Genomic DNA, 22,939 nt, shown 5'->3' with positions numbered 1-22,939 from the left:
GTCAGCCGTCGTTCAGGGAGCCGGTGAGGAAGTCCGTCAGGCGGCGGTTCAGCTCCGCTGAGCACGTGTGCGGCAGCGCGTGGTGGGAGACGTCCGGCAGGACGGTGACCTCCGCGCGCGGCAGCCACTCGGCGGCGCGGACCGCCACCCGGCGGGAGTCGTGGGCCCTGCTGTCTCCGGCCAGGAGCAGCAGGGTCGGCACGTCGAGGGCAGCCGCCGTCGCGCGGTCCGGCCCCGGTCCGGCGACCGGCCGTACGAAGGGGAAGCCCGCGGCCGCCTCCTGGAGGCGGAGCCACTCGGGGTCCAGTGGGGCACCGCCCGTCTCCCACTCCAGAAAGGCGCGGGTGCGGCGGGCGGAGCGGCCGAGCAGCATCCAGCCGGCACGCAGGAGATACGCGGCCCGGAACCGGGAGAAGCACCCGGTCGGGTCGAGCAGTGCCAGACGGCGGACCCGGTGGGGCGCGTGCACGGTGTAGTGCAGGGCGATCCAGGCGCCGTACGAATGACCGCACAGCGCGGTCGCGTCGACGCCGAGCCCGTCCAGGGTCCCGTCGAGCCAGGCCGTGAGGTCGGCCACCGTACGGAGGGGGTGGCCGGCCTCACCTGTGCTCAGGCCCGGCTGGCCGATCAGGTCGAGGGCGTACACCCGGTGGTCACGGGACAGCGCCTCGGCGTTGGCGAACCAGGAGGCGGAGGTGGCACCGCCGCCGCCCGGGAGGAGCACCAGCGGGGGCGCGTCACACGGACCGCACATGTGCACCCGGGTCGCGCCGAAGGCCCCGGGCACGTTGAGTGCCTCGCGGTCCGCCGGCCACTTGGCCAGAACCTTGCCGTACGCCTCGCGGAACACCCCGACGTCGTACGAACCTGTACCCGCGTCTGTGCCCATGGGTGATCGCCCCCTCCCCCGCGGCCGGTCCCGACCGCCCCGCCGATCCGATAATATCTCGCTCGGCAAGATACTAGGCGAGCGAGACAGTTGGTTTGGGGCGGGCATGGCGGAGGGCGAGGAGCGCGTGGCGGATCACGAGCGTGAGATGGCGGTCGTCCATCTGTTGCGCGAGGTCACCGTCGAACTCGGCCTGCACAGCGCCCGGTTCGCGAACCGGAACGGGATGCATCCGACCGACGTACGTGCTCTGATCGCCCTGATGGACGCCTCCAGGGCCGGTACGGCGCTGACGGCGGGGCGGCTCGGCGCTCTACTCGGCCTCAACTCGGCCGGGGCGACGGCACTGGTCGACCGCCTGGAGCGGCTCGGCCACGTACGGCGGACCCGGGACCGGCAGGACCGGCGCCGGGTGCTGGTGGAGCTCGACGAGCGGGCGATCGAGGTGGGGTGGGAGTCCTTCGGGCCGCTGATCGGGCGGGCGGTGGAGCTGCTGCGCGGATACGACGAGCGGGAACTGGCCGCCGTGCGCGGGTTCCTGGAGGAGATGCGGGAGGCGGCGACCGGCTCCGAATGAGGGCGGCACGCGCCGCCTCCCCGGCATTCGGCCAACCCCATCGCATACGAGCCATCTCGCGCACGCCCGGCACAGGGGGCAGTGGCCGTACGAGCGGACCTCGTCCGGTGTCGCACAGATGTACGGGAACCGCCCGCGAGGCCCCGCTCGCAGCCTGGACATAGCGGCTGCGAACGCTCTCAAGGGGTGAGTCGCGCCACAACGGCACCCGGTAACACGGGGTTCACATTCGAGCAATGATCGGGAAATCGCACGTTGACAGTCTGCCGGGCATGCGCGGCGTTTCAGTGCCGCAGCGCCGCAGCACCCCGCAGCACCCGCAATTGCGCCTAGAGACCCACCCCGAAGGATGTGTCCCGTGACCTTCAAGGCTGAGTACATCTGGATCGACGGCACCGAGCCGACGGCCAAGCTCCGTTCCAAGACGAAGATCATCGCGGGTGCGCCCGCCGGTCTGGACGCGCTGCCGATCTGGGGCTTCGACGGTTCCTCCACGAACCAGGCCGAGGGCCACTCCTCGGACCGTGTGCTCAAGCCGGTCTTCACCTGCCCGGACCCGATCCGCGGCGGCGACGACATCCTCGTGCTCTGCGAGGTCCTCGACATCGACTTCACGCCGCACTCCTCCAACACCCGCGCCGCGCTGCGCGAGGTCGCCGAGAAGTTCGCCGGCCAGGAGCCGATCTTCGGCATCGAGCAGGAGTACACCTTCTTCCAGGACGGTTACCCGCTCGGCTTCCCCAAGGGCGGCTTCCCGGCCCCGCAGGGCGGCTACTACTGCGGTGTCGGCGCCGACGAGATCTTCGGCCGTGACATCGTCGAGGCCCACCTGGAGAACTGCCTGGAGGCCGGTCTCGCCATCTCCGGCATCAACGCCGAGGTCATGCCCGGCCAGTGGGAGTTCCAGGTCGGCCCGGTCTCCCCGCTGGAGGTCTCCGACCACCTGTGGGTGGCCCGCTGGCTGCTCTACCGCACCGCCGAGGACTTCGGTGTCTCCGCGACCCTCGACCCCAAGCCGGTCAAGGGCGACTGGAACGGCGCCGGCGCGCACACCAACTTCTCCACGAAGGCGATGCGCGAGGGCTACGAGGCGATCATCACCGCGTGCGAGTCGCTGGGCGAGGGCTCGAAGCCGCTCGACCACGTCAAGAACTACGGCGCCGGCATCGACGACCGTCTGACGGGTCTGCACGAGACCGCCCCGTGGAACGAGTACTCCTACGGTGTCTCCAACCGTGGCGCCTCGGTCCGCATCCCGTGGCAGGTCGAGGTGGACGGCAAGGGCTACATCGAGGACCGCCGCCCGAACGCCAACGTCGACCCGTACATCGTGACGCGTCTGATCGTCGACACCTGCTGCTCGGCGCTGGAGAAGGCCGGCCAGGTCTGATCCCCACGTCCGGCTTCCCGAGGGGCGTCCACCGTTGCGGTGGGCGCCCCTCGGCGCGTTGTCGTCGCCGCCCTCGGCACCGCCGGGCTGTCCACCCAGTGGGACGGCAATCCGGACAAGGCGATCGAGGTCAGGGCGCTGACATGGCGCAAACGCCTGGTGGGCTGAGTTACGCGACGTCAACTGCACTTCAAAGAAGCGTCCAAGCAGTGAGAGGAGGGTCCTGTTACGGGCCTGTGTCTGCTTCAATGGGCGCATGGCCAGCTTCCAGAACCACACCGCGACGGGTCGCCATGACCTCGAGCCGTTCTGGCCTTCCCGTCAGCACCACGACTTCGACCGGGTGTGTTGCCGCGCGATGAACGCGCCGGCCCTCTAACGCCGTACACCCCGGCCTTCGGCCAGCGCGAATCGACGTACGTCCCTCGGCGAGCCCGACCACGAACTCGTGGCCGTCGAGGTTTCTCCGACGAACCTCTCGCGCGAAAGAGCTGACTCTCATGGCGACCACTCGTTCTCTCTCCACCGCCCCCACCCTCACCGGCCCGACCGCCGCCCCCTCGACCAACGGCCCCGCACGACACCGGCTCCGTGCCGTCGGCCGGGACGAGGTGGTCGACGTCGCGGACTTCCTGCCGCCGGGCGCGACCTGGCTGCCGGCCCCCCAGCACACCCTGCCCACGCTGCCCGGGCAGCCGCCGATGATCGGCTACCTCGTCCTCGTCCCGGCGGACCAGCAGCCGCCGGTGCTGCCGTTCGCGGTGGCGGGGCAGGAGACGACGGCGGTGCCCGCGTCGGCCTCGGCTGCGGTTTCGGCCTCGGCTTCCGTATCCGCTTCCGCTTCCGCTTCGGTGGACGGCGGCCCGGCCGAGGGCGGGGAGTCCCTCGTCCAGGTCGACGTCGTGCAGCGGACCGCCGCGGTGGACGGGCGGACGCTCGACCTGACCTATCTGGAGTTCGAGCTGCTCGCGCATCTCGTCGCGCATCCGCATCGGGTGCACACGCGGGACCAGTTGGTCACCACCGTGTGGGGCTACGGGCACGTGGGGGACGGGCGGACGGTCGATGTGCACATCGCCCGGCTGCGGCGGAAGCTCGGGGCCGAGTTCCGGCAGTCGATCCAGACGGTTCGGCGGGTGGGGTACAAGTACACGCCGCCGGTTGGTCGTTGACCTTTTCGCCCGCCGCCCCTAACCGTCCCGTCCCCCAGGGGCTGCCGCGCCCCCTTCGACCCCGCCACGCCCGAGAGCTCGGGCGGGTGGGGTCGTTCGGCGAGTGCGGGTTGTGTGGGGTCGCCGGCGGAGTCCTCGCAATCTCTTCCGGGGGCGAGGAACTACGTGATCACTCCCTCACCGGCCCGCAGCCACACAATCCACCCCAAAGACGCCCCAGACCTCCCTTGTCGCACACCCATTCCGCACACACCCCGTACCGACTCGACAACTGCCCGTGTTTCATGGGGAGTTGAAACCGCTTTGTCCCACGAATCTCTCATCAATTTCTGAGTCGTCTGAACACTCCTGGGACCACCCGCGTATTGGATGGAGCCGCTTCACTCCTGTCGGGCGCCTCGATAGCCCCGCAAGGAAGTCAGAGGAGTTCCATGGGACGCAACATTCGGAAACGACGTTCGCCGCTGGCCGTTCGGGCCATCGCCGCCTCGGCGGCACTCGCAGTCGCGGGTGGCGGCCTTGTCTGGGCGAATTTCTACGCCTCGGCGGGCGAGTCGAAGTCGAAGCAGAACAGCACGCTGGCCTCCGCCCAGGTGGCGACCATCAACTGCCCGGACGTCGGCCAGAAGCTGACCAGTGTGCCGCAGGGCGCGCGCGCGGGAGTCGACAAGGAGCTGGCGCTGCTCGACCGACAGATCACCGAGGCGTACACGCGCCTCGCCTCCACGCGCAACGCCCAGTCCAAGGACGCGGGCTTCGTGCAGAACGCGATCCTCGGCCCGCTGCAGTCCAAGCGGACCGCGACGATCGACCGGATCGCGATCAACATCAAGCGCGTGGGCGGTACCGCCCCTAACAACCTGGGCCAGCTCGCCGCGTGCACCGGCCAGCAGGCGAACACCAACGCCGGCCAGGGCCAGGGGCAGAACGGCCAGCAGCAGGGCAACAACGGCCAGAACCAGAACGGTAACGGCCAGCAGCAGGGCAACAACGGCCAGAACCAGAACGGCAATGGCCAGCAGCAGGGCAACAACGGTCAGCAGGGCAACGGCCAGCAGCAGGGCAACGGTGGACAGGGCGGCAACGGCCCGGTCGCGGCGGACTTCGTCGACATCACCAAGGTCCAGGGCAACGCCGCGCTGGGCGTCGGTCAGAACGGTCTCGCCGCGAACGGCAACAGCGGCTCGCGCGGCACGTTCACCTCGAACTGCGGCACCAACGGCAACGACAACCACAACACGGACAACGTGATTGTCGCCCCCGGTACCGCCAACGGCGCCCACCACCTGCACGACTACGTCGGCAACCAGAGCAACGACGCGTTCGCGAGCGACCAGGAGCTGGCCGCCGCCCAGACGACCTGCCAGAACCAGGGCGACAAGTCGTCGTACTTCTGGCCGGTTCTCCGTCTGCAGGACGGTTCGCAGGACTTCGACCAGAACAACGACGGTGGTGGCAAGGAAGGCAACGTCGGCAAGATCCTTCAGCCCGCCCAGGCGCAGCTGAAGTTCGTCGGCAACAAGAAGGGCAACGTCGTCGCGATGCCGACCGCCCTGCGCATCATCACCGGTGACGCCAAGGCCTTCGTCAACGGCAACGCCAACGCCAACGTGAACTGGAGCTGCACCGGCTTCGAGAACAAGGTGCAGCTGAAGGACAAGTACCCGATCTGCCCGCAGGGCAGCCAGGTGGTGCGCACGACCAACTTCCAGAGCTGCTGGGACGGTCAGAACATCGACAGCGCCAACCACCGCACGCACGTTTCCTTCGTCCAGGGCGACGGCTCCTGCGCCAACGGCTTCAAGGCGATCCCCCAGCTCCAGGTCCGACTGGTCTACAACGTCCCGGCCCCGAAGCTGCAGAACGGCCAGGTGGTGAACCCGTACGCGGTGGACACCTTCCCGGAGAACCTGCACAAGCCGATCACCGACCACAACGACTTCATCAACTTCTTCTCGCAGAACACGATGAACAAGATGGTCAACTGCATCAACACGGGCAAGAACTGCAAGTAGCCCGGTAGTGCGGTAACCCGGTAGATCACTGAGAAGCCGGCGGTGGGAATCTCCCACCGCCGGCTTCTCGCTTGCCCGTCTGTCCGTCTGCCCGTCTGTCCGTCTGCCCGTCTGTCCGTCTGCCCGTCTGTTCGCTTGTCCGTGCCGCTCAGCCGTCGTGACCGGAGTGCGAGCTCCCGCCCTCCGAGGAACCGCCCTCCGAGGAACCGTGCTCCGCCGAGCCGTGCGACACCCCCTCCTCGATGGTCCCGCCGAGCCGGCTGTACAGCGACTTCACCGCCTTCGTCTCACCGACGGCGACCCACTTGCGGCCGACCAGGTAGTGGCCGCCGTAGTCCTTGGCGCCGCTCAGCCATTCGGCCTGGCCGCGGTCGGTGGCGAAGGTCGCGAGGATGAACTTCCCGTCGAAGTCCCCGTCGGTGTTCTTGCAGATCGCCTGGCGGATCTCGTCGGCGTCCGTCTGCATCACCGGCTTGCAGCCCACCTCGCTCGCCAGCTGCTCCAGGCTGCCGGTCGCCGTCTCGGGGACCTTCTCGCCCTCGTCGGCCGAGCCGCCGCCGCAGCCGCTCAGGGTCAGCAAGGTCAGCACAGCAACGACGGCGCCGGCCGTACCCGCCGCGAGCCTCTTGCGCGTCACACTCATCCGTACGTACCTCCGGGTCCATTCCGGCGACATGTGCTCGCCGGCTCCATGCGCACCGCCCCGCGCGGACGTCCGTCCGGTTAGCGTGCCGCATCCCGTCGACTCAGGGGGCACACAGACATGAACGGTCCGTCACGACGCGCGGTGCTGGGCTCGGCCGGTGCCATCGGCCTCGGGACCCCGCTGGGACCTGCCGTCCCGGTCCACGCCGCTGAGAGCCCCGGCCAGGGCCCTGCCCTCGATACGGCTCCCGCGCGCGCAGCACTCAATCGCGTGCTGCCGAAACACGCGGATCAGTTCCGGCTCACCCTCGTGACGAGGCTCGGCACGACCGACCGCTTCCGCGTCACCGGCACCACCGGCCGCGTCGACGTGACCGGTACGAGCCCGGCGGTCCTGCTCACCGGCGTGCACTGGTACCTCAAGTACGTCTGCGGGGCCCACCTCGCCTGGAACGGCAGCCAGCTGAACCTCCCGAGCCGGCTGCCCGCGCCCGCCCGCGCCCTGGAGAGAGCCACCTCCCTCCCCCACCGCTTCGCGCTCAACGACACCAACGACGGCTACACCGCCCCGTACGCGGACTGGCCGTACTGGGAACACCAGCTCGATCTCCTGGCCGCGCACGGCTGCAACGAGGTCCTGGTCGTCGCGGGCATGGAGGCCGTCTACCACCGGCTGCTGCGGGACTTCGGCTACTCGGACGACGAGTCCCGCGCCTGGCTCCCGGCCCCCTCCCACCAGCCGTGGTGGCTGCTGCAGAACCTCTCCGGGTACGGCGGCCCGCTCTCCCCCGAGCTGATCGCGCGCCGGGCCGCGCTGGGCCGCCGGATCGCCGACCGGGTGCGCGAGCTGGGCATGGCACCCGTCCTGCCCGGCTACTACGGCCATGTGCCCAAGAAGTTCGTGGAGCGCAACGGCGGCGACGCGCACGTCGTCGGCCAGGGCAGCTGGCACGGCTTCGAACGCCCCGACTGGCTGGACCCGCGCACCGAGGCCTTCGCGAAGGTCGCCGCCTCCTTCTACGGCCACGCCGAGGACGTGTTCGGCGAGGCGGACCTGTTCAAGATGGACCTCCTCCACGAGGGCGGCACCGCGGGCGACGTACCCGTCCCGGCCGCGGCCCGGGGCGTCGAGCGTGCCCTCCGGAAGGCTCACCCGGGGGCCACCTGGGTCATCCTCGGCTGGCAGGAGAATCCCCTGCCGGAACTCCTCGACGCCCTCGACAGATCGAGGATGCTGATCGTCGACGGCGTCTCCGACCGCTACACGAACGTCACCGACCGCGAACGCGACTGGGGCGGCACACCGTACGCGTTCGGCACGATCCCCAACTTCGGAGGCCGTACGACGATCGGGGCCCGCGCCCACATCTGGAACGAGAAGTTCTTCGCCTGGCGGGACAAGGCGGGCAGCGCGCTGGTCGGTACGGCGTTCATGCCGGAGGCGGCCGACCGCGACCCGGCGGCTTTCGAACTCTTCTCCGAGCTGGCGTGGACGCCGAAGAAGCTCGACCGTGCGGCGTGGTTCGCGTCGTACGCCGACTTCCGCTACGGCGGCGGCCCGGACGACAGCGCCCGCCGGGCCTGGCGGGCGCTGCACGACACGGCGTACCAGCACCGGGCGAGCGGGCGCAGCGACGCGCACGACTCGCTCTTCTGCGCCCGCCCCGATCTGGCGGCGAACCGGGCCGCCGAGTACGCGCCGAGGGCACTGACGTACGACCCGGCCCGCTTCGACGCGGCGCTGGCGGGGCTGTTGGGGGTGGGGAGCGGGCTGCGGGGCAGCGCGGCGTACCGGTACGACCTGGTGGATGTGGCACGGCAGGCGCTCGCTCACCGGAGCCGTCAGTATCTGCCGCAGCTGCGGGCGGCCTACCGGCGGAAGGACGTGGCGACCTTCCGTACGTTGGCTTCCTTGTGGCTGCGGCTGATGCGGCTGTCGGACGAGGTGACCGGGGCGCACACCGCCTTCCTGCTCGGGCCGTGGGTGAACGAGGCGCGGCTGCTCGCCACGAACGACGCCGAGCGCACGGAGTTCGAACGGACCGCGAAGGCGCTGATCACCGTGTGGGGCGGGCGGGCCACGTCGGAGAGCGGCGAGCTGCACGAGTACGGCAACCGGGAGTGGAACGGTCTGATGGCCGACTTCTATCTGCCTCGCTGGCAGAAGTGGCTGGACACGCTGGAGGACGCGCTGGTCACCGGGAGCGCTCCGGCGGCGGTGGACTGGTTCGCGTCCGAGGAGCCGTGGACGCGGGAGCGGAAGGACTATCCGTTGCGGCCGGTGGGGGACGCGTACGCGTTGGCGGGCCGGGTGCGCGACGTCCTGGCGCGGGCGCCGTACCAGGGGACGCTGACCGTGACGGCCGATCCGCCGGTGCTCCCGCCGGGCGGGAGTACGCGGGTGTCGGCGGTGTTCCGCAACGTGAACGGGTTGCGGGCGACCGGGCGGGTGGACCTCGCGCTCGACGGGTTCGGCGGGGTGGTCGAGCCGGAGGGGCCGACATCGCTGGCGAGCGTCGCGGCGGGCGGTTCGGGGACCGTCCGGTGGCGGGCGAGCGCACCGGGGACTGCGCTGGACCGGCCGCTGCGGCCGTTGCCGTACGCGATCGGTGTGACGTACGGGCCGGAGGGCGAGAAGCGGGTGAGCGGTCGCTTCGAGGGGACGTTGTTCGAGGCCGGGGCGCTGGGGACCGGATGGCGGACGTACACCGGCAACGGGGCCGTGTTCGGGCGGCTGGGGGAACGGTTCGCGATCGACGGGGCGGGGGCGGATCTGTGGCGGGGGACGACGGAGTTCGGGACGGTGTACCGGGAGGGGGCGCTGCGGGACGGTGGTGTGGTGAGGCTGCGGGTGGATTCCCAGGCGGTGACGGGGAACTGGGCGCGGGCGGGGATCGTCGTGCGCGACAGCCTCGCGGTGGCGGGGGCGGCGGGGTTCGTGAACCTCGCGGTCACTCCGGGGAACGGGGTGGTGCTCTCGTACGACAGCACGGGGGACGGCACGTTGGACATGTACCGGCGGATCACGGGGGTCAAGGCGCCGGTGTTGTTGCGGTTGACGCGGGTGGGTGGGGGTTCCTCGTACAGGGGTGAGTGCTCGACGGACGACGGGGCGAGCTGGCGGGTGGTGGCGACGGTGGATGTGGCGGGGGTGGGTGGTGCGGGGCAGGACGTGGGGATGTTCATGAGTGCGGCGAACTGGGGCAGTGGGGAGCGGGGGACGGTGGAGTTCAGCGGGTGGTCGGTGGCGTAGGGGAACCGCGCGACAAGCCCCACCGGCCCGCAGCCGCCCGACGACGGCAACCCCCCGAGCTCCGAGGCGCCCCGCTCAACCGGTGGAGCCCAAGGTGACCATCCAACGATTCGCTCGTTCTGCTGAACGTGCAGTCACAGGATGTCGCCCCGCGCCCCTCGCCCTCCCCCACCGCCGAGTCCGTCGTGGACGTCGAGCAGGCCGAGGCCGCGCTCGTCGAGCACTACCCCCGGCTGGTCCGTCTCGCCTACCTCGTGCTGCCGCCGAGCCTCGGCCGCAACCGCCGGGTGCTGACAGCACACTCGCTCACCCAGCGGGCCCTGCCCCGGGGGCGTACGTCGACATCCCTGATCCCGGCGCAGACGACGGGGCGGGACGGCGGCCCCGGGTACGCCTTCGTCCGGCTGCGGGTCGTCCGCAGCGCGCTCGACGCCGGGCTTCCGCTGCGCCGCCGGGCCTGGCCGAAGCGGGCCCAGCTGCCGCCGCTGCTCCCCCAGGTGTGGGGCCTGCGCCTCTTCCCCCGCTCGGGCGGCGCCGACGAACTCGCCCTGGACCAGCGGCTGTCGGCGCTCAGCGGCCCCGCCCGAGCCGCCTACGTGCTGCGCGGGCTGGAGAAACTCCCCGACCCGGCCGTCGAAGCGCTCCTCGCGGCGGCGGAGGTGGCGGACCCGGCGGCCGCGCTGGCGGAGGCCGACACGGTGCCCCCGCAGCAGAACGCGCTGCTCACCTCCCCCGAGTTCGACCCCTGCTCGCTGCACGCCCGGCCCACCGATCTGATGCGCCGCCGCCAGCACATGAAGGCCGCGCTGGCCGCCACCGCCGCGGTGGTCGTGTGCGGGGCGCTGCTCGGGTTGCCGGGCGACGGGTGGGAGCCGGACGGAGCCGCCGCTCCGCCCTACGCCCAGAACCCCGCCGCCCAGGCCGCCCTCGACCCCGGGCAGTTGACCAAGGCGGGGGCCGGCGAGTGGAAGGCGACCGGGCGGACCGACTTCTCCGTGTGGCCGGCCCGCGGCGGACTCGTCGACGACACCGCACTGCTCCGGCGCGCCCTCGCCGTCTGGGCCCGCCCCAGTGAGTCCGTGCAGATCTCGGTGACCCTGGGAACCCCGGCCGGCGCCCCGCCCGGCCCACCGCAGCTGCTGTACGCGGGTGAGGTCGACAACCTCCGGGTCGTCCTCCTCCACGACGGTCTGCGCATCGCCCGCTACGCCGAACCGAAGACCGACACCGGTGTCGCCGCCCTCGATCTGACCCGGGTCGACGGGGCGAGCGGCGCCGGGGCGAGCGCCCTGGTGCTGGGCCGCTCCGACGGCAACGTCCGCTATCTGACGGCCCCTTGGGTGCGTGCGGCGGCCGTACGGGATCTCGCGGACCCGGCGGCCGAGGCGTCGAAGCTGGAGCTGTCGAAGGACGGGGTGGCCGCGCCGTTCGGCAGCCCGGCGGTGCGCACGGGTGAGTGCCGCTCGTGGAACGTATTGCAGCTGACGGACGCCTCGGGTACGCGGCTGCTGACCGACCTCGCCGAAGTCGTCCCCGCCCACCTCACGACCGGGCAGCCGTCGTCGCCCCGCGAGGCCTCGCCCGCCACCTGGTCGCCCTTCGCCTGCTCGCTGGCCGCCGTGCGCTCGGTCGGTGTGCGGAGCGTGAACGCCTGGCAGTTCGCCCGGCAGCCGCTGCCCGACGGCAGCGGCACGGCGGACTGGGTGTGCACCCGCGCCGAGACGTGGCGGGGCGCGGGGACCCGGGCACTGGCCCAGTTCGACACGCCCGGCGGCGCCTATGTCGCCGCGGCCGCCGACGAGACGCCCGCCTGCGGCCCGGCCGACCCGCATGTGCTGGCCGGTGCCCCGTGGAAGTCGGCTGCGGGCCAGTCGTATCTGCTCGCCGCCGGAAGCAAGGACACGGTGTCCATCGAGCTGAGCGGCGGGGTGAACGCTTCGGCGCCGGGCAACCTTCTGACCGTCCCCGCCGAGGAAGGGGCCAACGCCAAGCTGAAGGGCACGCTGGCGAACGGCCGGAAGATCAACGCCCTCCGATGATTGCCGTGTGAACATCCTTGTTCGAACCAGCCCGATGTGGGCTGGATTCGATCGGTAAGGTGTTCGTATGAGAACCGAGGTGCGCCGCCGTATGGGTGTGGAGGAGCGGCGGCAGCAGTTGATCGGCGTGGCTCTCGAACTGTTCAGCCGACGCTCGCCCGACGAGGTCTCGATCGACGAGATAGCCGCGGCCGCCGGGATCTCACGGCCGCTGGTCTACCACTACTTCCCGGGCAAACTCAGCCTGTACGAGGCCGCGTTGACCCGTGCGTCGGAGGATCTGGCGGCCCGTTTCGTCGAACCCCACGAGGGCCCGCTGGGCACCCGGCTGCTGCGGGTCATGCATCGCTTCTTCGACTTCGTCGACGAGCACGGACCCGGTTTCTCCGCCCTGATGCGCGGCGGTCCGGCGGTCGGCTCCTCGCGTACGAACGCGCTCATCGACGGTGTACGCCAGGCCGCGTATGTCCAAATCCTTTCGCACCTGAACATCGAGAACCCGCCCGCCCGGCTGGAGCTGGTGGTCCGCTCCTGGATCTCCCTCGCCGAGTCGACCGCCCTCATCTGGCTCGAAGGCCGCCGCATCCCCCGCCGCGAGCTGGAAGCCCAACTGGTCCACGACTTCGCGGCCCTGACAGCGGTGAGCGCGGCGTACGACGAGGAGATGGCGGCATTGCTGCGTGAAATGATCGCCGACGAGCCGAAGGACGGCCCGTTCGGCGAGCTGATGGGGCGCCTCATCACCCTGGCCGGCCCCTGAGGGGCGCGGGGCTGTATCGCGGCCCCCACCCCGACGGCGCTCCCTACTCGTCGAACTTCCGGTACGAGGGATCAAGGTCCCGTACCTCCGCCGACGCGTGCAGCGCCAGCCCGTCCGCGGGCTTCACAAACTCCCGCAGCAGCTCCAGCACGTTCTCCGTCAACGTCACCTTGACCTCATCGGTACGGCCCGCCAGCAACCCCAGCGTGACGTGCACGATCCCGTGCCCCGACGTGTCGGGCCCGACCGTCGTGTCCTCGCTCGCCCGGAACTGCGTCTTGCACGCCTCCGGCTTGGCGGCAGCGGTCCGCACGACCTCCTCGTGCAGCGCCCGCGCGAACCCGGGGCGGTCGAAGCCGTCGGCGAGTACGGCGGAGTAGTCAACGGTGATCTGCGGCATCGGAACCCCTGTTCTGCGAAACGTCCGCTCACCCTAACCGCAGGCGCAGGGCGAGCAGAGCGATGTCGTCCTCGCGGTCCCGCCCGAAGCAGTGCAGCAGGGTGTCGCACAGGGCGACCGTGCCGAGGGGGGCGCCCGCCGCGGCCGTACGCAGGTGTTCCAGGGAGACCGAGAGGTCCGTCCCCCTGGTCTCGATCAGTCCGTCCGTGACCATGAGGAGCCGGTCCGTGGGCCACAGGACCGTCTCCGTGGGTTCGGGCCGGTCGAGGCCGAGCCCCAGCAGCGGGCCGGAGGCCTTCACATACTCGGCGTCGCCGGCCTCGCGGACGATCAGCGGGGGTATGTGGCCGGCGTTGGCGACGCGGACGCGCCCGGTGCCGGGCTCGACGAGGGCGATACAGACCGTGGCGGTGAGGTCGGGGTGGTAGTGCTGGAGCATCCGGTCGAGCCGCTCGGCGAGCACGCCGGGGTCGGGGTTCTCCACCGCGTAGGCGCGCAGGGCGTGCCGGATCTCGACCATGACCGTGGCCGCGTCCAGGGAGTGTCCGGCGACATCGCCGACGGCGGTGAGGACCCCGGTGGGGGTGGAGACGGCCGCGTAGAAGTCGCCGCCGATCTCGGTCTGGCGGGAGGCGGGCACATAGCGGACGGCCATCTCCAGGCCGGGGAACTCCGGCGCCTGCTTGGGCAGGAAGCTGTGCTGGAGGGTCAGCGCCACATGGCGTTCGACCTTGTACAGCAGCAGCGGCTGGGCGGCGAACGCGGTGGCCTGGGCGAGCCGGGAGACCAGCCCCGCCGTGTCGGGCGGTGTGGTGCGCGAGCCCCGCAGCGGGGTGGCGACGCAGACCGGGGCGCCGGCTTCCGTGTGGGCGAGCACCAGGCGCGCGTCCTCGGAGACGCCGGGCCGGAAGAAGCCGGTCGGCCACAGGGGCGCGGGGACGACGGTGTCGTGCTCCCCGGGGGCGCCCGCGGGGATCCGCCGGATCAGCCGGGCCACGGCGTCGTGGGCACTGGCGTCGGGGAGCGTCGTGCGGGCCCGCGCCCGGGACGTACCGCTGTAGAGATCACCGTCCTCGCCGAGGACGAACACCGCGGCCGGGGAGCGGGTGAGCCGGGCGGCGCCCTCGGCGGCGGCACCGGCCAGCTCCTCCAGGGTGCGGGCGGCCTGGACGTCGACGATCGTCTCGGAGAGGAGCGTGAGCCGGCGTACGAGTGCCTCGGCGCCGTTGCGCATACGGGCGCCGCGTACGGCGGCCCGGACGACCGCCTGGATCTCCTCGGGTTCGGCGGGCACCGTCAGATATGCCTCGCCGCCCGCGTCCAGGCCCCGGCAGCGGTCGCTGGGCGCGAAGGCGGCGGCCGAGAAGTGGACCACCGGGAGGGCGGCCGTCGGGGGCTGTGCCTTGAGGCGGCGGCAGAGTTCGAAGCCGCTCATGTCGGGCAGGCCGACGTCGACGAGGGCCACGTCGGGCAGGACGCCCGAGCGCAGCCGCAGGTCCAGCTCGGCGAGCGCCTCACCGGCGCTGGCGACGGGGACGACCCGGTGCCCGGCCCGGCGCAGCACCGCACCCATCGCGTAACGGCTGGCGGCGGCGTCGTCGACCACCAGGACCGTCGTTCCTGCTTCGTCGGCCATGAGACTCATTCGGGGCTCAAGTGGTGCAGGCTCCCCAGCCTGCACCACCCAAGCTAGCGCCCTACCGCACGGCTCGGGCGAATACCGCGACGGTCCGCCCCGGAACGGCGAACGTGCCCGATTCCGCTTCGTACGACGATTCCTTGACGGTAGAGTCCGCCCCCGTCGCCTGCGTCGGGTGCAGCGTGTACGCCGTCCCGGCCAGGCCCGTCACGGTCTGCTTCCGCTTCTCGGGCGTGGCGTTGAAGACGACGACCAGGTCGCCCAGCTCCATGGTGATCACACCGGGTGTCTCGTCCGTCCCCGACAGCGGGAAGGACAGCTTCGACTGCACCTGCCCGGCCGTGTCGAGCGAGAAGACCTTCTCCGTCGTACGGATCCTCAGCAGGTCCCGGTACGCCGCCGAGGTGCCCTCGATCTGGTCGCAGCCGACGCCGACCGAGGTCAACAGGGGCTTGGCGTAGGACCACTTGGACTCGTTGTCGGCGGCCGGCGGCAGACCGCGACCGAAGCCGTTGCCGCCGTCCCGGCAGTCCCAGTGGATGGCGTTGAACCAGTCGCCGCTGTCGTACGAGTTGCGGTCGAGGGACTTGGAGCGCAGCAGGTCGGTGCCCGCCTGGGAGAGGGCCGGGCCCTGGGAGAGGGCGGCCGTCGCCATGGCGAGGACCTGCATACGGGCCCGGTCGTCGGCGCTCGTCGACTTCGGCAGTTTGAAGGCGAGGGCGTCGAACAGCGACTCGTTGTCGTGGGCGTCGACGTAGGCGAGTGCGTCGCCCGGGGCGTCCGCGTATCCGGCGGCGGTCCCGTTGTAGTCGACCTCGGAGCCCTTGACCTGATCGCCGTCGGTGTCGGTGAACCGGTAGTCGGCGAGGTTGCCGCTGAGCCCGACCTTGATGAGGTCCTGGTAGTGCAGCAGCCTGGCCTTCTGTTCGGCCGAAGTGCCGTTGCTTTCCGAGGAGTTGGGGTCGGTGTAGAGGCCGGACGCGAAGCCCTGGACACCCGGGTCGGCGTCGAAGGGGCCGCCGCCGCGTACGGCGTCGCGGGCACGGTCGGAGAAGGTGGCGATGCCCGTGCCGGCCATGTTCTTCTGGGTGGCCTGGACGAACCGGGCGTCGTCGGCGACCTCGCCGAAGTTCCAGCCCTCGCCGTACAGGATGATCTTCTTGCCGTCGACGCCGTCCTTGGCGAGGGTCAGCCCGTCGAGGGCCTTCCTGACCGCGAGGATGTTGGCCTTCGGGTGGTGGCCCATGAGGTCGAAGCGGAAGCCGTCGACCTTGTACTCCTTGGCCCAGGTGACGATCGAGTCGACGACCAGCTTGCCCATCATGGTGTTCTCGGGCGCGGTGTTGGAGCAGCAGGTGGAGTTGGCGACCGAGCCGTCGGCGAGGAGCCGCTGGTAGTAGCCGGGGACCACCTTGTCGAGGACGCTCGTCTTCGCCTGGCCGCTCGCGGGGGTGTGGTTGTAGACCACGTCCATCACGACCCGCAGCCCGTCGGCGTTGAGCGACTTCACCATCTTCCGGAACTCGACCGTGCGCCGCGTCCCGTCCGGGTCGCTCGCGTACGAGCCCTCCGGGACCGTGTAGTGGTACGGGTCGTAGCCCCAGTTGTACGCGTCCTTCGCCGCGGCCTTCGCCACGCACTGCTGCTGCTTGTCGGAGTCGGCGGCGTACGAGCCGAGGTCGCAGTCGACACTCGCCTGGTCCGCCTTCTTCTCGGGGATGGTGGCGATGTCGAACGCGGGGAGGAGGTGGACGTACGAGGTGCCCGCCTTCGCCAGCGCGCGGAGGTGCTCGGAGCCGTCGGTGTCCTTGTCGGTGAAGGCGAGGTAGGTGCCCTGGTCCTTCGCCGGGACGGTCTTGTCACCGACGGAGAAGTCCCGGACGTGCAGCTCCTGGATCTGGGCGTCGTTCAGCGGTACGGCCTTGGGCTTGGTGTACGACGTCCAGCCGCTCGGGGCGAGGGACTTGTCCCGGAGGTCGACGACGAGGCTGCGCTCGGAGTCGGCGGTCAGGGCGACGGAGTACGGGTCGGTGACCTTGTTGGTGACGACCTCGGCGACGCTCGGGGCCCACACCTTGACGGCGTACCGGTAGGGCTTGTTCTTCCAGGACCTGTTTCCGGTGACGGACCAGACGCCGGTGGCGCTGTCCCGCTTCATGGCGACGCCGGTGCCGTCGAGGTCCAGGGTGACCTGCTGTGCCGTGGGCGCCCAGACGGCGAGCGTGGGGCGGCCGTCGCGGAAGGTCGGGCCGAGGTCGGCTTTCTTGGCGGCGGTCCCGTAGAGATCGTCGAGTACGCCGGCGATCTGGACACCCGTCGCCGCGAGCACCGCCCCGGTGGCGGCGCGCTGGGAGGCGACGACCTGGCCGCGCAGGGCCTCACGGACCCGGTCGCGGTCACGCGGGTCGACGGTCCAGGCGGTGTACGACTTCAGGTGCGGGAACCTGGCCTTCTGGGCGTCGGTGAGGGACGACTTGGACAGGCGGAGCCAGCGTTCGTCGGTGCTGGTCAGCGTGGAGTCCTTCGCCGTGATCGAGCCGGTGCGGGAGTAGAGCAGCTGGGTGGAGGCGGCGGTCTCGTTGCCGTTCCAGGCCAGGGTGTTCCGGTCGATCCAGACCGCCTTGGAGGTGGTCAGGTCGACGGCGGCCGCGCTGCCCGCCGGCTGTGGGAGCAGGTACTTCTCCTGGCCGTTGAGGAGCCACACCTCGTGACCGTTGGTCCTGAGGTCGAGGGCCTGGTCGGTGGAGAGGTCCTTCTCGTCGCCCTTGTGGATGATGTAACTGAGGCTGGTGGCGCCGTCGGTGAGCGGTACCTCGAAGACGGCGCCGTACGCGTCGGTCCTCACCGGCTCCAGGGGCTTCGACCAGTCCGTGGGGTTCGCGGCACCGGACCAGACGTGCAGTCCCCAGCCGTCGTAGTTCCCGTCGGCGCGGTGGTAGTGGATGACGGCCTTGGTCTTGTCCTGCTCGGGGTAGTCGGCCGTCGGCTTCTTGGTGAGGACGTCCTCCTTGCCCTGCTCGACCCAGATCTCGCCCGTCTTCGTGACGTCGATCGAACGGTCGGCGGAGACGTCCTTGTCGCCGTCCTTGTCGATGACGAGATAGCCGACGCTGGAGGCGCCGGGCTTGAGCTTGACGTAGGCGAAGGCGCCGTACGCGTCACGCCCGACGAAGTCGTGGCCCTCGGGCCAGGTCGTGCCCTCGCCGTCGGCGATGTCGCCCCAGGCGTACAGCCGCCAGTCGGTGTAGTCGCCGTCCGCGCGCTTGTAGTGGACGATCGCGTGGTCGCGCGAGGAGGCCGTGGGGACCTCGGTCGCGGGCGGGGTGCCGGTGGTGGAGGTCGCCGTGGCGCTCGCCGTACGGCCGGCCGAGTCGATCACGACCGCCTTGTAGCGCAGGGCGGTTCCGGCCGGGACGTCCTTGGCGATGGTCTGGGTGACCTTGTAGGGGGCGTGGTCGGCGGAGCCCAGCGTCTTCCACTTGCCGTTGCCGATCTGGGCGGCGAAGACGACGCGGTTGAGCTGCCCCCCTTCGATGTCGGCGGTGATGTCGACGGTGCCGGTGGCGCCGGTGGCCGGGGCCTTGAGGGTGAGGGAGGGCTTGGTGGCGGGCTTGGCGAGCTTGCCGGCGGCCTTCAACACGACGCTCGCACCTGCCGGGACGGTGACGGTGACCTTCTTGTCGTCGCCGCTCGTCACCTTGGCGGACGTGCCGTAGACGCCCTTGAAGGCCATGTCGGCCGAGCCGGTCGCGAAGGTCGCCGTCTTGGCCTCGCCCGCGTTGTTGAAGGCGACGACGTACTCGGTGCCGGTCTTGGCGTCGGTGCGGGAGAAGGCGTAGATCCCGGCGCCGTCGGCCGCGTGACGCTCGGTCTGGACGCCGTCCGCGAGGGCCGGGTTGGCCTTGCGGAGCTTGGCGAGAGCACTGATCTGCTTGTAGAGCGGTGCTCTCGTGTCGTAGGCGTCCTTGGCGTGGGTGCGGTCCGTGCCGAGCTGGTCGTCGTCCAGGTAGTCGGCGACCTTCGAGGCGAAGAGGGTCTGGCGGGCGTCCTTGTCGCCGCCCGCGCCGGTGAAGCCCTGCTCGTCGCCGTAGTAGATCACCGGGTTGCCGCGGCTGAGGAACATCAGTTCGTTGGCGAGCCTGTCCTTGGCGAGCAGCTCGGCGTCGGTGGCCTTCGGGTTGTCCTGCTTCAGGAAGTACCCGATGCGGCCCATGTCGTGGTTGCCGAGGAAGGTGACCTGCTCGTACGCGTTGGCCTTGTCGGTCGTGTACTTGTAGTCGTCACCGAAGACCGAGGCGAGCCGCTGCGCGCTGCCGTCCTGGGAGGCGTACGCGCGGGCCGCGTCCTGGAAGGGGAAGTCGAGCGTGGAGTCGAGGCGGCCCTGGGTGACGTACGGGGAGGTCACGGACGTGTCGGCGGAGTAGACCTCGCCGAACATGAAGAAGTCGTCGCGGCCCTTCTTCGCCGCGTACGCGTCCAGCGCGGTGGCCCACTGGGTCCAGAACTCCGTGTTGACGTGCTTCACGGTGTCGATCCGGAAGCCGTCGATCCGGAAGTCCCTGACCCACTTCTCGTAGATCTTCTCCATGCCCTCGACGACCTCGGGACGTTCGGTCCACAGGTCGTCGAGCCCCACGAAGTCGCCGTAGGTGGCGGACTCGCCGGCCCAGGTGGAGTCACCCCGGTTGTGGTACATCGTGGGGTCGTTGAGCCAGGAGGGGACCTTGGTGCTCTTCTTCGCGGTGGGGACCACGGGGGTGCGCGGGAAGGAGTCCCGGTCGACCTTCGGGAACGCCTTGGCCCCGTCCGCGTAGTCGGCGTCGTCGAAGGGTTCGCCGTCCTTGGTCAGATACGGGAAGGCGCCCTTGGAGAGGTAGGCGTAGGACTTCTCCTCGTAGTCGACGACATCGGCGGTGTGGTTGGTGATGACGTCGAAGAAGACCTTCATGCCCTTGGCGTGGGCCTTGGAGATGAGGGTTTCGAGGTCCTTGTTGGTGCCGAAGTGCGGGTCGACCCGGGTGAAGTCGGTGATCCAGTAACCGTGGTAGCCGGCGGAGGCGTTCTCGCCGGTGCCCTGGACGGGCTGGTTCTTGAAGATCGGGGCGAGCCAGATGGCCGTCGTGCCGAGGCCCTTGATGTAGTCGAGCCTGTTGGTGAGGCCCTTGAGGTCGCCGCCCTGGTAGAAGCCCTTGTCGGTGGGGTCGTATCCGGTGGCGAGCCTTGAGCCGGTCAGACCGCCCTTGTCGTTCGCCTTGTCTCCGTTGGCGAAACGGTCCGGCAGGACGAAGTAGAACTGCTCACGGGTGAGGTCGTTGCGGGCGGCGGTCTTCGCCAGCTTCGCGTCGGAGGGGGGCGCGGGCGGGGTGGCGGCCCGGGCGGCCAGGGGCGGGACGAGCGCTGCGGTCAGCGCGGTCACGGTGACCGCGGCGACTCTTGCTGCACTGCTGGTGCGGGCTGCACGGCGCCTCGACGGCGTCGGCCATCTCGGTATCACAGATGGACTCCTTGCGATTACGGCTCAGTGGGTCCGACCCCGGCGCGACCGTATCGCCGTCGAAAGGTTTACAGCAAGAGTCTTGAAAGTAACGGAAAGAACTTTCACCAGTCGTTCGGCATGTGGAGTCGGTCCGGGCGATCGGGCCCAGGCACCACGGCGGGGTGTTACCGAGTCAACCCCTCGCGTACCGCGCGTCGTCAGGGGCGACGACGCGCGGTACGCGTACCGGCGGCGGGCCGGTCGGCGGTGGATCAGCAGCTGGACTTGCCGGCGTAGATCGCCAGGGCCGTGTTGGCGCCGAGGGTGGCGGTGAACTGGCCGGAGCCGTTGACCGTCACGGTGGTGTTGTTCTGCACGTTGCAGTACGTGCCGGCCGGGAGTGACGTCGTATACGTCCGGCTCAGGCTGCCGGACTCGTGGTTGATGGCCACGTAGCCCTTGCTTCCCCGCCCGAACGCGATCGCGTCGTTGCCGTTGTCCCACCAGTTGGTGACGGCCTCACCGCGGGTCGCGTTGCGGAAGGCGACCATGCGCATGATCTCCGGCCAGGCGTGCTGGCACTTCCACCCGTCCTGCCAACAGGCGTTGACCGTACCGCCGTTGGGCGGCCCGGCGTCGGTGGAGGAGAACTCGTAGCCGGAGTTGATGTCGGGCGCGCCGTACGGGTAGGCCAGCATGAAGACATTGGCCATCGTGTAGTTGGCGTTGTCCTTGTAGCTGAGCGTGGAGCCGTTGCGCTCGGTGTCGTGGTTGTCGACGAAGACCCCGGCGACCGAGCTGCTCATGTACCCCCAGCCCTCGCCGTAGTTCTTCAGGTAGGCGAGGTTCTCGTTGTTGAAGACCCGCTTGAGGTCGAAGGCGTACCGGAACTCCTGCACGTCTCCGTTGCCCGTGTACTCGCTCGGCTGCACGGCCTCCCCCGAGCCGTAGATGGCCTCCTGCTTCCAGTACACGGACGTATTGCTCAGCCGGGACTTGATGTTGGCGAGGTCGGCGGCGGGGATGTGCTTGGCGGCGTCGATCCGGAACCCGTCGACGCCGTACCCGAGCAGGCTGTTCATGTACCCGGCGATTGCCGAACGTACATACGATTCACCGGTGTCCAGATCGGCGAGCCCGACGAGTTCGCAGTTCTGGACGTTGGACCGGTTGGTGTAGTCGCTGATGGTGGCGGTGCAGTCGTCGAAGTCGAAAGAGGAGTAGAGGCCGGGGTAGTTGTACTTCGTGTACGACGACCCACCGGTGCCGGTGCCGCTCCCGGCGGACATGTGGTTGATGACGGTGTCGACGACGACCTTGACGCCGGCCGTGTGACACGTGTCGACCATGTTCTGGAAGGCGGCGGCATCCCCGAGCCGCCCGGCGATCCTGTAGCTGACCGGCTGATACGACGTCCACCACTGCGAGCCCTGTATGTGCTCGGCGGGCGGCGAGACCTGGACGTATCCGTACCCGTTCGGTCCAAGGGTGTTGGTGCACTCCTTGGCGACGGAGGCGAAGCTCCACTCGAACAGGACGGCGGTCACGTCCTTGGTCCCGGGCGGCGACGCGTACGCGCTCCCCGCGGGCACCGCGAGCGCGATCGACGCACCCGCCGCGAGAGCGAGTGCGCCGGAGAGGGTTCTGCTGGCCATGTGGGGTCCTTCTCCGTTGAAGGGGCCGAAGAGATCCAGCAAGATCGGTTGCCGATTCTTGCTGCAAGATGGCTGAAAACTTTCAACCGACAGGAAGGTACGAGTCCACTTGTCAAACGGTCAACCCTCCGGACACATGTTCTTCACCGCTCCGAAATCTCTTCACGGGAAGGGGCGTTGGTCCCGGGGCAGGCGAGGTCGGAGCCCCCGTTCGACAGGGTCTCCTGACATGATCATGGTGTGAGCTTTGAGACGGTGCGGCCCGGCCGCAGGAAGTGCGTCCTCTTCGACGTCGACGGCACGTTGATCGACGCCGTGGACAACCAGCGCCGGGTCTGGGCGACGTGGGCCGGGCGCCACGGACTGGACGCGGCCGAGGTCTATCGGGTGGCGCTGCGGACGCGGCCGATGGAGACCTTCGCGACGGTGGCCCCGGACCGGGATCCAGGGGAGTGCCTGGCCGCACTGCATGAGCTGGAGGACGCGGACGTCCGGTCCGGCGTCTATGCGGCCTTCGACGGCGCGTCGCAGCTGTTGAGCACTCTGCCGTCGGGGGCGTGGGCGCTCGTGACCTCCAACTACGAGCATCGGGTGCGCGGGCGATTCGCCCGGACGGGCCTGCCGGTGCCTCGCGTCATCGTGGACGCCGCCTCGGTGGAGGAAGGCAAACCGTCGCCCGTGCCCTACCTTCTGGCCGCCGAGCAGCTCGGTGCCCGGCCCGAGGACTGCCTGGTCATCGAGGACGCCCCGTCCGGAGTCGAAGCGGGGCTGCGGGCGGGCATGACGGTATGGGGAGTCAACACCGCTGCTGCGGTGACGGGTGTGCACCGTCATTTCGCGAGCCTGCGCGAAGCGGTCCCCGACATCCTCGCCTTCGCTCGGCTGGAGGGATCGGCCGGAGTGGGGTGATCACGGTGTGGCCGGTGCGATCACGGCGTTGGAGTGCCGCGTGGTGAGGCGGCGGAGCAGGTCCGCGGGCACGAGGGCCCGCCGCCCGGGCGGCGAATTCCAGGGCGGCGGGCCTTGCCG

Annotated in this window: 15 protein-coding genes; 9 read left to right on the top strand and 6 right to left on the bottom strand. The window is 70.1% G+C overall.

Translation table 11 applies throughout. The features are described from left to right. Nucleotide 1 precedes the first annotated feature (1 nt). Nucleotides 2–889, bottom strand: a complete 888-nt coding sequence (locus SGFS_RS40920; protein WP_286257347.1) for an alpha/beta fold hydrolase — start codon at nucleotides 887–889, stop codon at nucleotides 2–4. 106 nt (nucleotides 890–995) lie between these two features. Between SGFS_RS40920 and SGFS_RS40915 the strand changes: the two genes are divergently transcribed. From SGFS_RS40915 to SGFS_RS40895, 5 genes are all read left to right on the top strand, one after another. Beyond that, nucleotides 996–1,466 carry a MarR family winged helix-turn-helix transcriptional regulator gene (locus SGFS_RS40915; RefSeq protein ID WP_286257346.1) on the top strand — a complete coding sequence of 157 codons (471 nt, stop codon included), beginning with the start codon at nucleotides 996–998 and terminating at the stop codon, nucleotides 1,464–1,466. Between the two features lie 358 nt (nucleotides 1,467–1,824). Further along, nucleotides 1,825–2,856, top strand: a complete 1,032-nt coding sequence (glnII, locus tag SGFS_RS40910; RefSeq protein WP_286257345.1) for a glutamine synthetase — start codon at nucleotides 1,825–1,827, stop codon at nucleotides 2,854–2,856. A gap of 39 nt (nucleotides 2,857–2,895) precedes the next feature. Continuing rightward, nucleotides 2,896–3,024, top strand: a complete 129-nt coding sequence (locus tag SGFS_RS40905) for a DUF6891 domain-containing protein (RefSeq protein WP_286260476.1) — start codon at nucleotides 2,896–2,898, stop codon at nucleotides 3,022–3,024. Between the two features lie 332 nt (nucleotides 3,025–3,356). Then, nucleotides 3,357–4,028 carry a winged helix-turn-helix domain-containing protein gene (locus SGFS_RS40900; protein WP_286257343.1) on the top strand — a complete coding sequence of 224 codons (672 nt, stop codon included), beginning with the start codon at nucleotides 3,357–3,359 and terminating at the stop codon, nucleotides 4,026–4,028. Nucleotides 4,029–4,459: 431 nt separating this feature from the next. Beyond that, complete coding sequence (locus tag SGFS_RS40895) at nucleotides 4,460–6,043, top strand: DUF1996 domain-containing protein (protein WP_286257342.1); 1,584 nt, start codon at nucleotides 4,460–4,462, stop codon at nucleotides 6,041–6,043. Nucleotides 6,044–6,191: 148 nt separating this feature from the next. Here the strand turns inward: SGFS_RS40895 and SGFS_RS40890 are convergent, their stop codons facing one another. Continuing rightward, complete coding sequence (locus SGFS_RS40890) at nucleotides 6,192–6,686, bottom strand: hypothetical protein (RefSeq protein ID WP_286257341.1); 495 nt, start codon at nucleotides 6,684–6,686, stop codon at nucleotides 6,192–6,194. A 120-nt stretch (nucleotides 6,687–6,806) separates the two neighbouring features. On the opposite strand from SGFS_RS40890, the gene SGFS_RS40885 reads away from it, so the two are divergent. The 3 genes from SGFS_RS40885 (at nucleotide 6,807) to SGFS_RS40875 (ending at nucleotide 12,740) form a co-directional block, all read left to right on the top strand. Beyond that, nucleotides 6,807–9,941 (top strand): alpha-N-acetylglucosaminidase, encoded by a 3,135-nt coding sequence (locus tag SGFS_RS40885; RefSeq protein ID WP_286257340.1) that lies wholly within the window; start codon nucleotides 6,807–6,809, stop codon nucleotides 9,939–9,941. A gap of 128 nt (nucleotides 9,942–10,069) precedes the next feature. Continuing rightward, nucleotides 10,070–11,980, top strand: coding sequence for a hypothetical protein (locus SGFS_RS40880; protein WP_286257339.1), 1,911 nt, complete (start codon nucleotides 10,070–10,072; stop codon nucleotides 11,978–11,980). Between the two features lie 67 nt (nucleotides 11,981–12,047). Further along, nucleotides 12,048–12,740, top strand: coding sequence for a TetR/AcrR family transcriptional regulator (locus SGFS_RS40875; RefSeq protein WP_286257338.1), 693 nt, complete (start codon nucleotides 12,048–12,050; stop codon nucleotides 12,738–12,740). A 43-nt stretch (nucleotides 12,741–12,783) separates the two neighbouring features. Here SGFS_RS40875 and SGFS_RS40870 read toward each other — a convergent pair whose 3' ends face one another. The 4 genes from SGFS_RS40870 to SGFS_RS40855 form a co-directional block, all read right to left on the bottom strand. Then, nucleotides 12,784–13,140 carry a 5-carboxymethyl-2-hydroxymuconate Delta-isomerase gene (locus tag SGFS_RS40870; protein ID WP_286257337.1) on the bottom strand — a complete coding sequence of 119 codons (357 nt, stop codon included), beginning with the start codon at nucleotides 13,138–13,140 and terminating at the stop codon, nucleotides 12,784–12,786. 28 nt (nucleotides 13,141–13,168) lie between these two features. Further along, the gene (locus SGFS_RS40865) at nucleotides 13,169–14,776 is read right to left on the bottom strand and encodes a fused response regulator/phosphatase (RefSeq protein ID WP_286257336.1); all 1,608 of its coding nucleotides are present in this window, start codon (nucleotides 14,774–14,776) and stop codon (nucleotides 13,169–13,171) included. Nucleotides 14,777–14,837: 61 nt separating this feature from the next. Then, a complete protein-coding gene (gene pulA / locus SGFS_RS40860) occupies nucleotides 14,838–20,273 on the bottom strand; it encodes a pullulanase-type alpha-1,6-glucosidase (protein ID WP_286257335.1) in 5,436 nt (1,811 codons plus the stop codon). 254 nt (nucleotides 20,274–20,527) lie between these two features. After that, entirely contained in the window at nucleotides 20,528–21,910 is a 1,383-nt protein-coding gene (locus tag SGFS_RS40855) for an alpha-amylase (RefSeq protein ID WP_286257334.1), read from the bottom strand. Nucleotides 21,911–22,150: 240 nt separating this feature from the next. On the opposite strand from SGFS_RS40855, the gene SGFS_RS40850 reads away from it, so the two are divergent. Next, complete coding sequence (locus SGFS_RS40850) at nucleotides 22,151–22,819, top strand: HAD family hydrolase (protein WP_286257332.1); 669 nt, start codon at nucleotides 22,151–22,153, stop codon at nucleotides 22,817–22,819. The last annotated feature ends 120 nt before the right edge of the window (nucleotides 22,820–22,939 follow it).

The sequence above is a fragment of the Streptomyces graminofaciens genome (genome assembly GCF_030294945.1).
GTDB lineage: Bacteria > Actinomycetota > Actinomycetes > Streptomycetales > Streptomycetaceae > Streptomyces > Streptomyces graminofaciens.
This window is presented reverse-complemented; position numbering and strand designations above follow the sequence as displayed.

Bases quoted from the DNA above. Each gene is read 5' to 3' on its own strand.
- SGFS_RS40920 (WP_286257347.1), bottom strand. From the start codon at position 889: ATGGGCACAGACGCGGGTACAGGTTCGTACGACGTCGGGGTGTTCCGC.
- SGFS_RS40915 (WP_286257346.1), top strand. From the start codon at position 996: ATGGCGGAGGGCGAGGAGCGCGTGGCGGATCACGAGCGTGAGATGGCG.
- SGFS_RS40900 (WP_286257343.1), top strand. From the start codon at position 3,357: ATGGCGACCACTCGTTCTCTCTCCACCGCCCCCACCCTCACCGGCCCG.
- SGFS_RS40895 (WP_286257342.1), top strand. From the start codon at position 4,460: ATGGGACGCAACATTCGGAAACGACGTTCGCCGCTGGCCGTTCGGGCC.
- SGFS_RS40890 (WP_286257341.1), bottom strand. From the start codon at position 6,686: ATGAGTGTGACGCGCAAGAGGCTCGCGGCGGGTACGGCCGGCGCCGTC.
- SGFS_RS40885 (WP_286257340.1), top strand. From the start codon at position 6,807: ATGAACGGTCCGTCACGACGCGCGGTGCTGGGCTCGGCCGGTGCCATC.
- SGFS_RS40875 (WP_286257338.1), top strand. From the start codon at position 12,048: ATGAGAACCGAGGTGCGCCGCCGTATGGGTGTGGAGGAGCGGCGGCAG.
- SGFS_RS40870 (WP_286257337.1), bottom strand. From the start codon at position 13,140: ATGCCGCAGATCACCGTTGACTACTCCGCCGTACTCGCCGACGGCTTC.
- SGFS_RS40865 (WP_286257336.1), bottom strand. From the start codon at position 14,776: ATGGCCGACGAAGCAGGAACGACGGTCCTGGTGGTCGACGACGCCGCC.
- SGFS_RS40855 (WP_286257334.1), bottom strand. From the start codon at position 21,910: ATGGCCAGCAGAACCCTCTCCGGCGCACTCGCTCTCGCGGCGGGTGCG.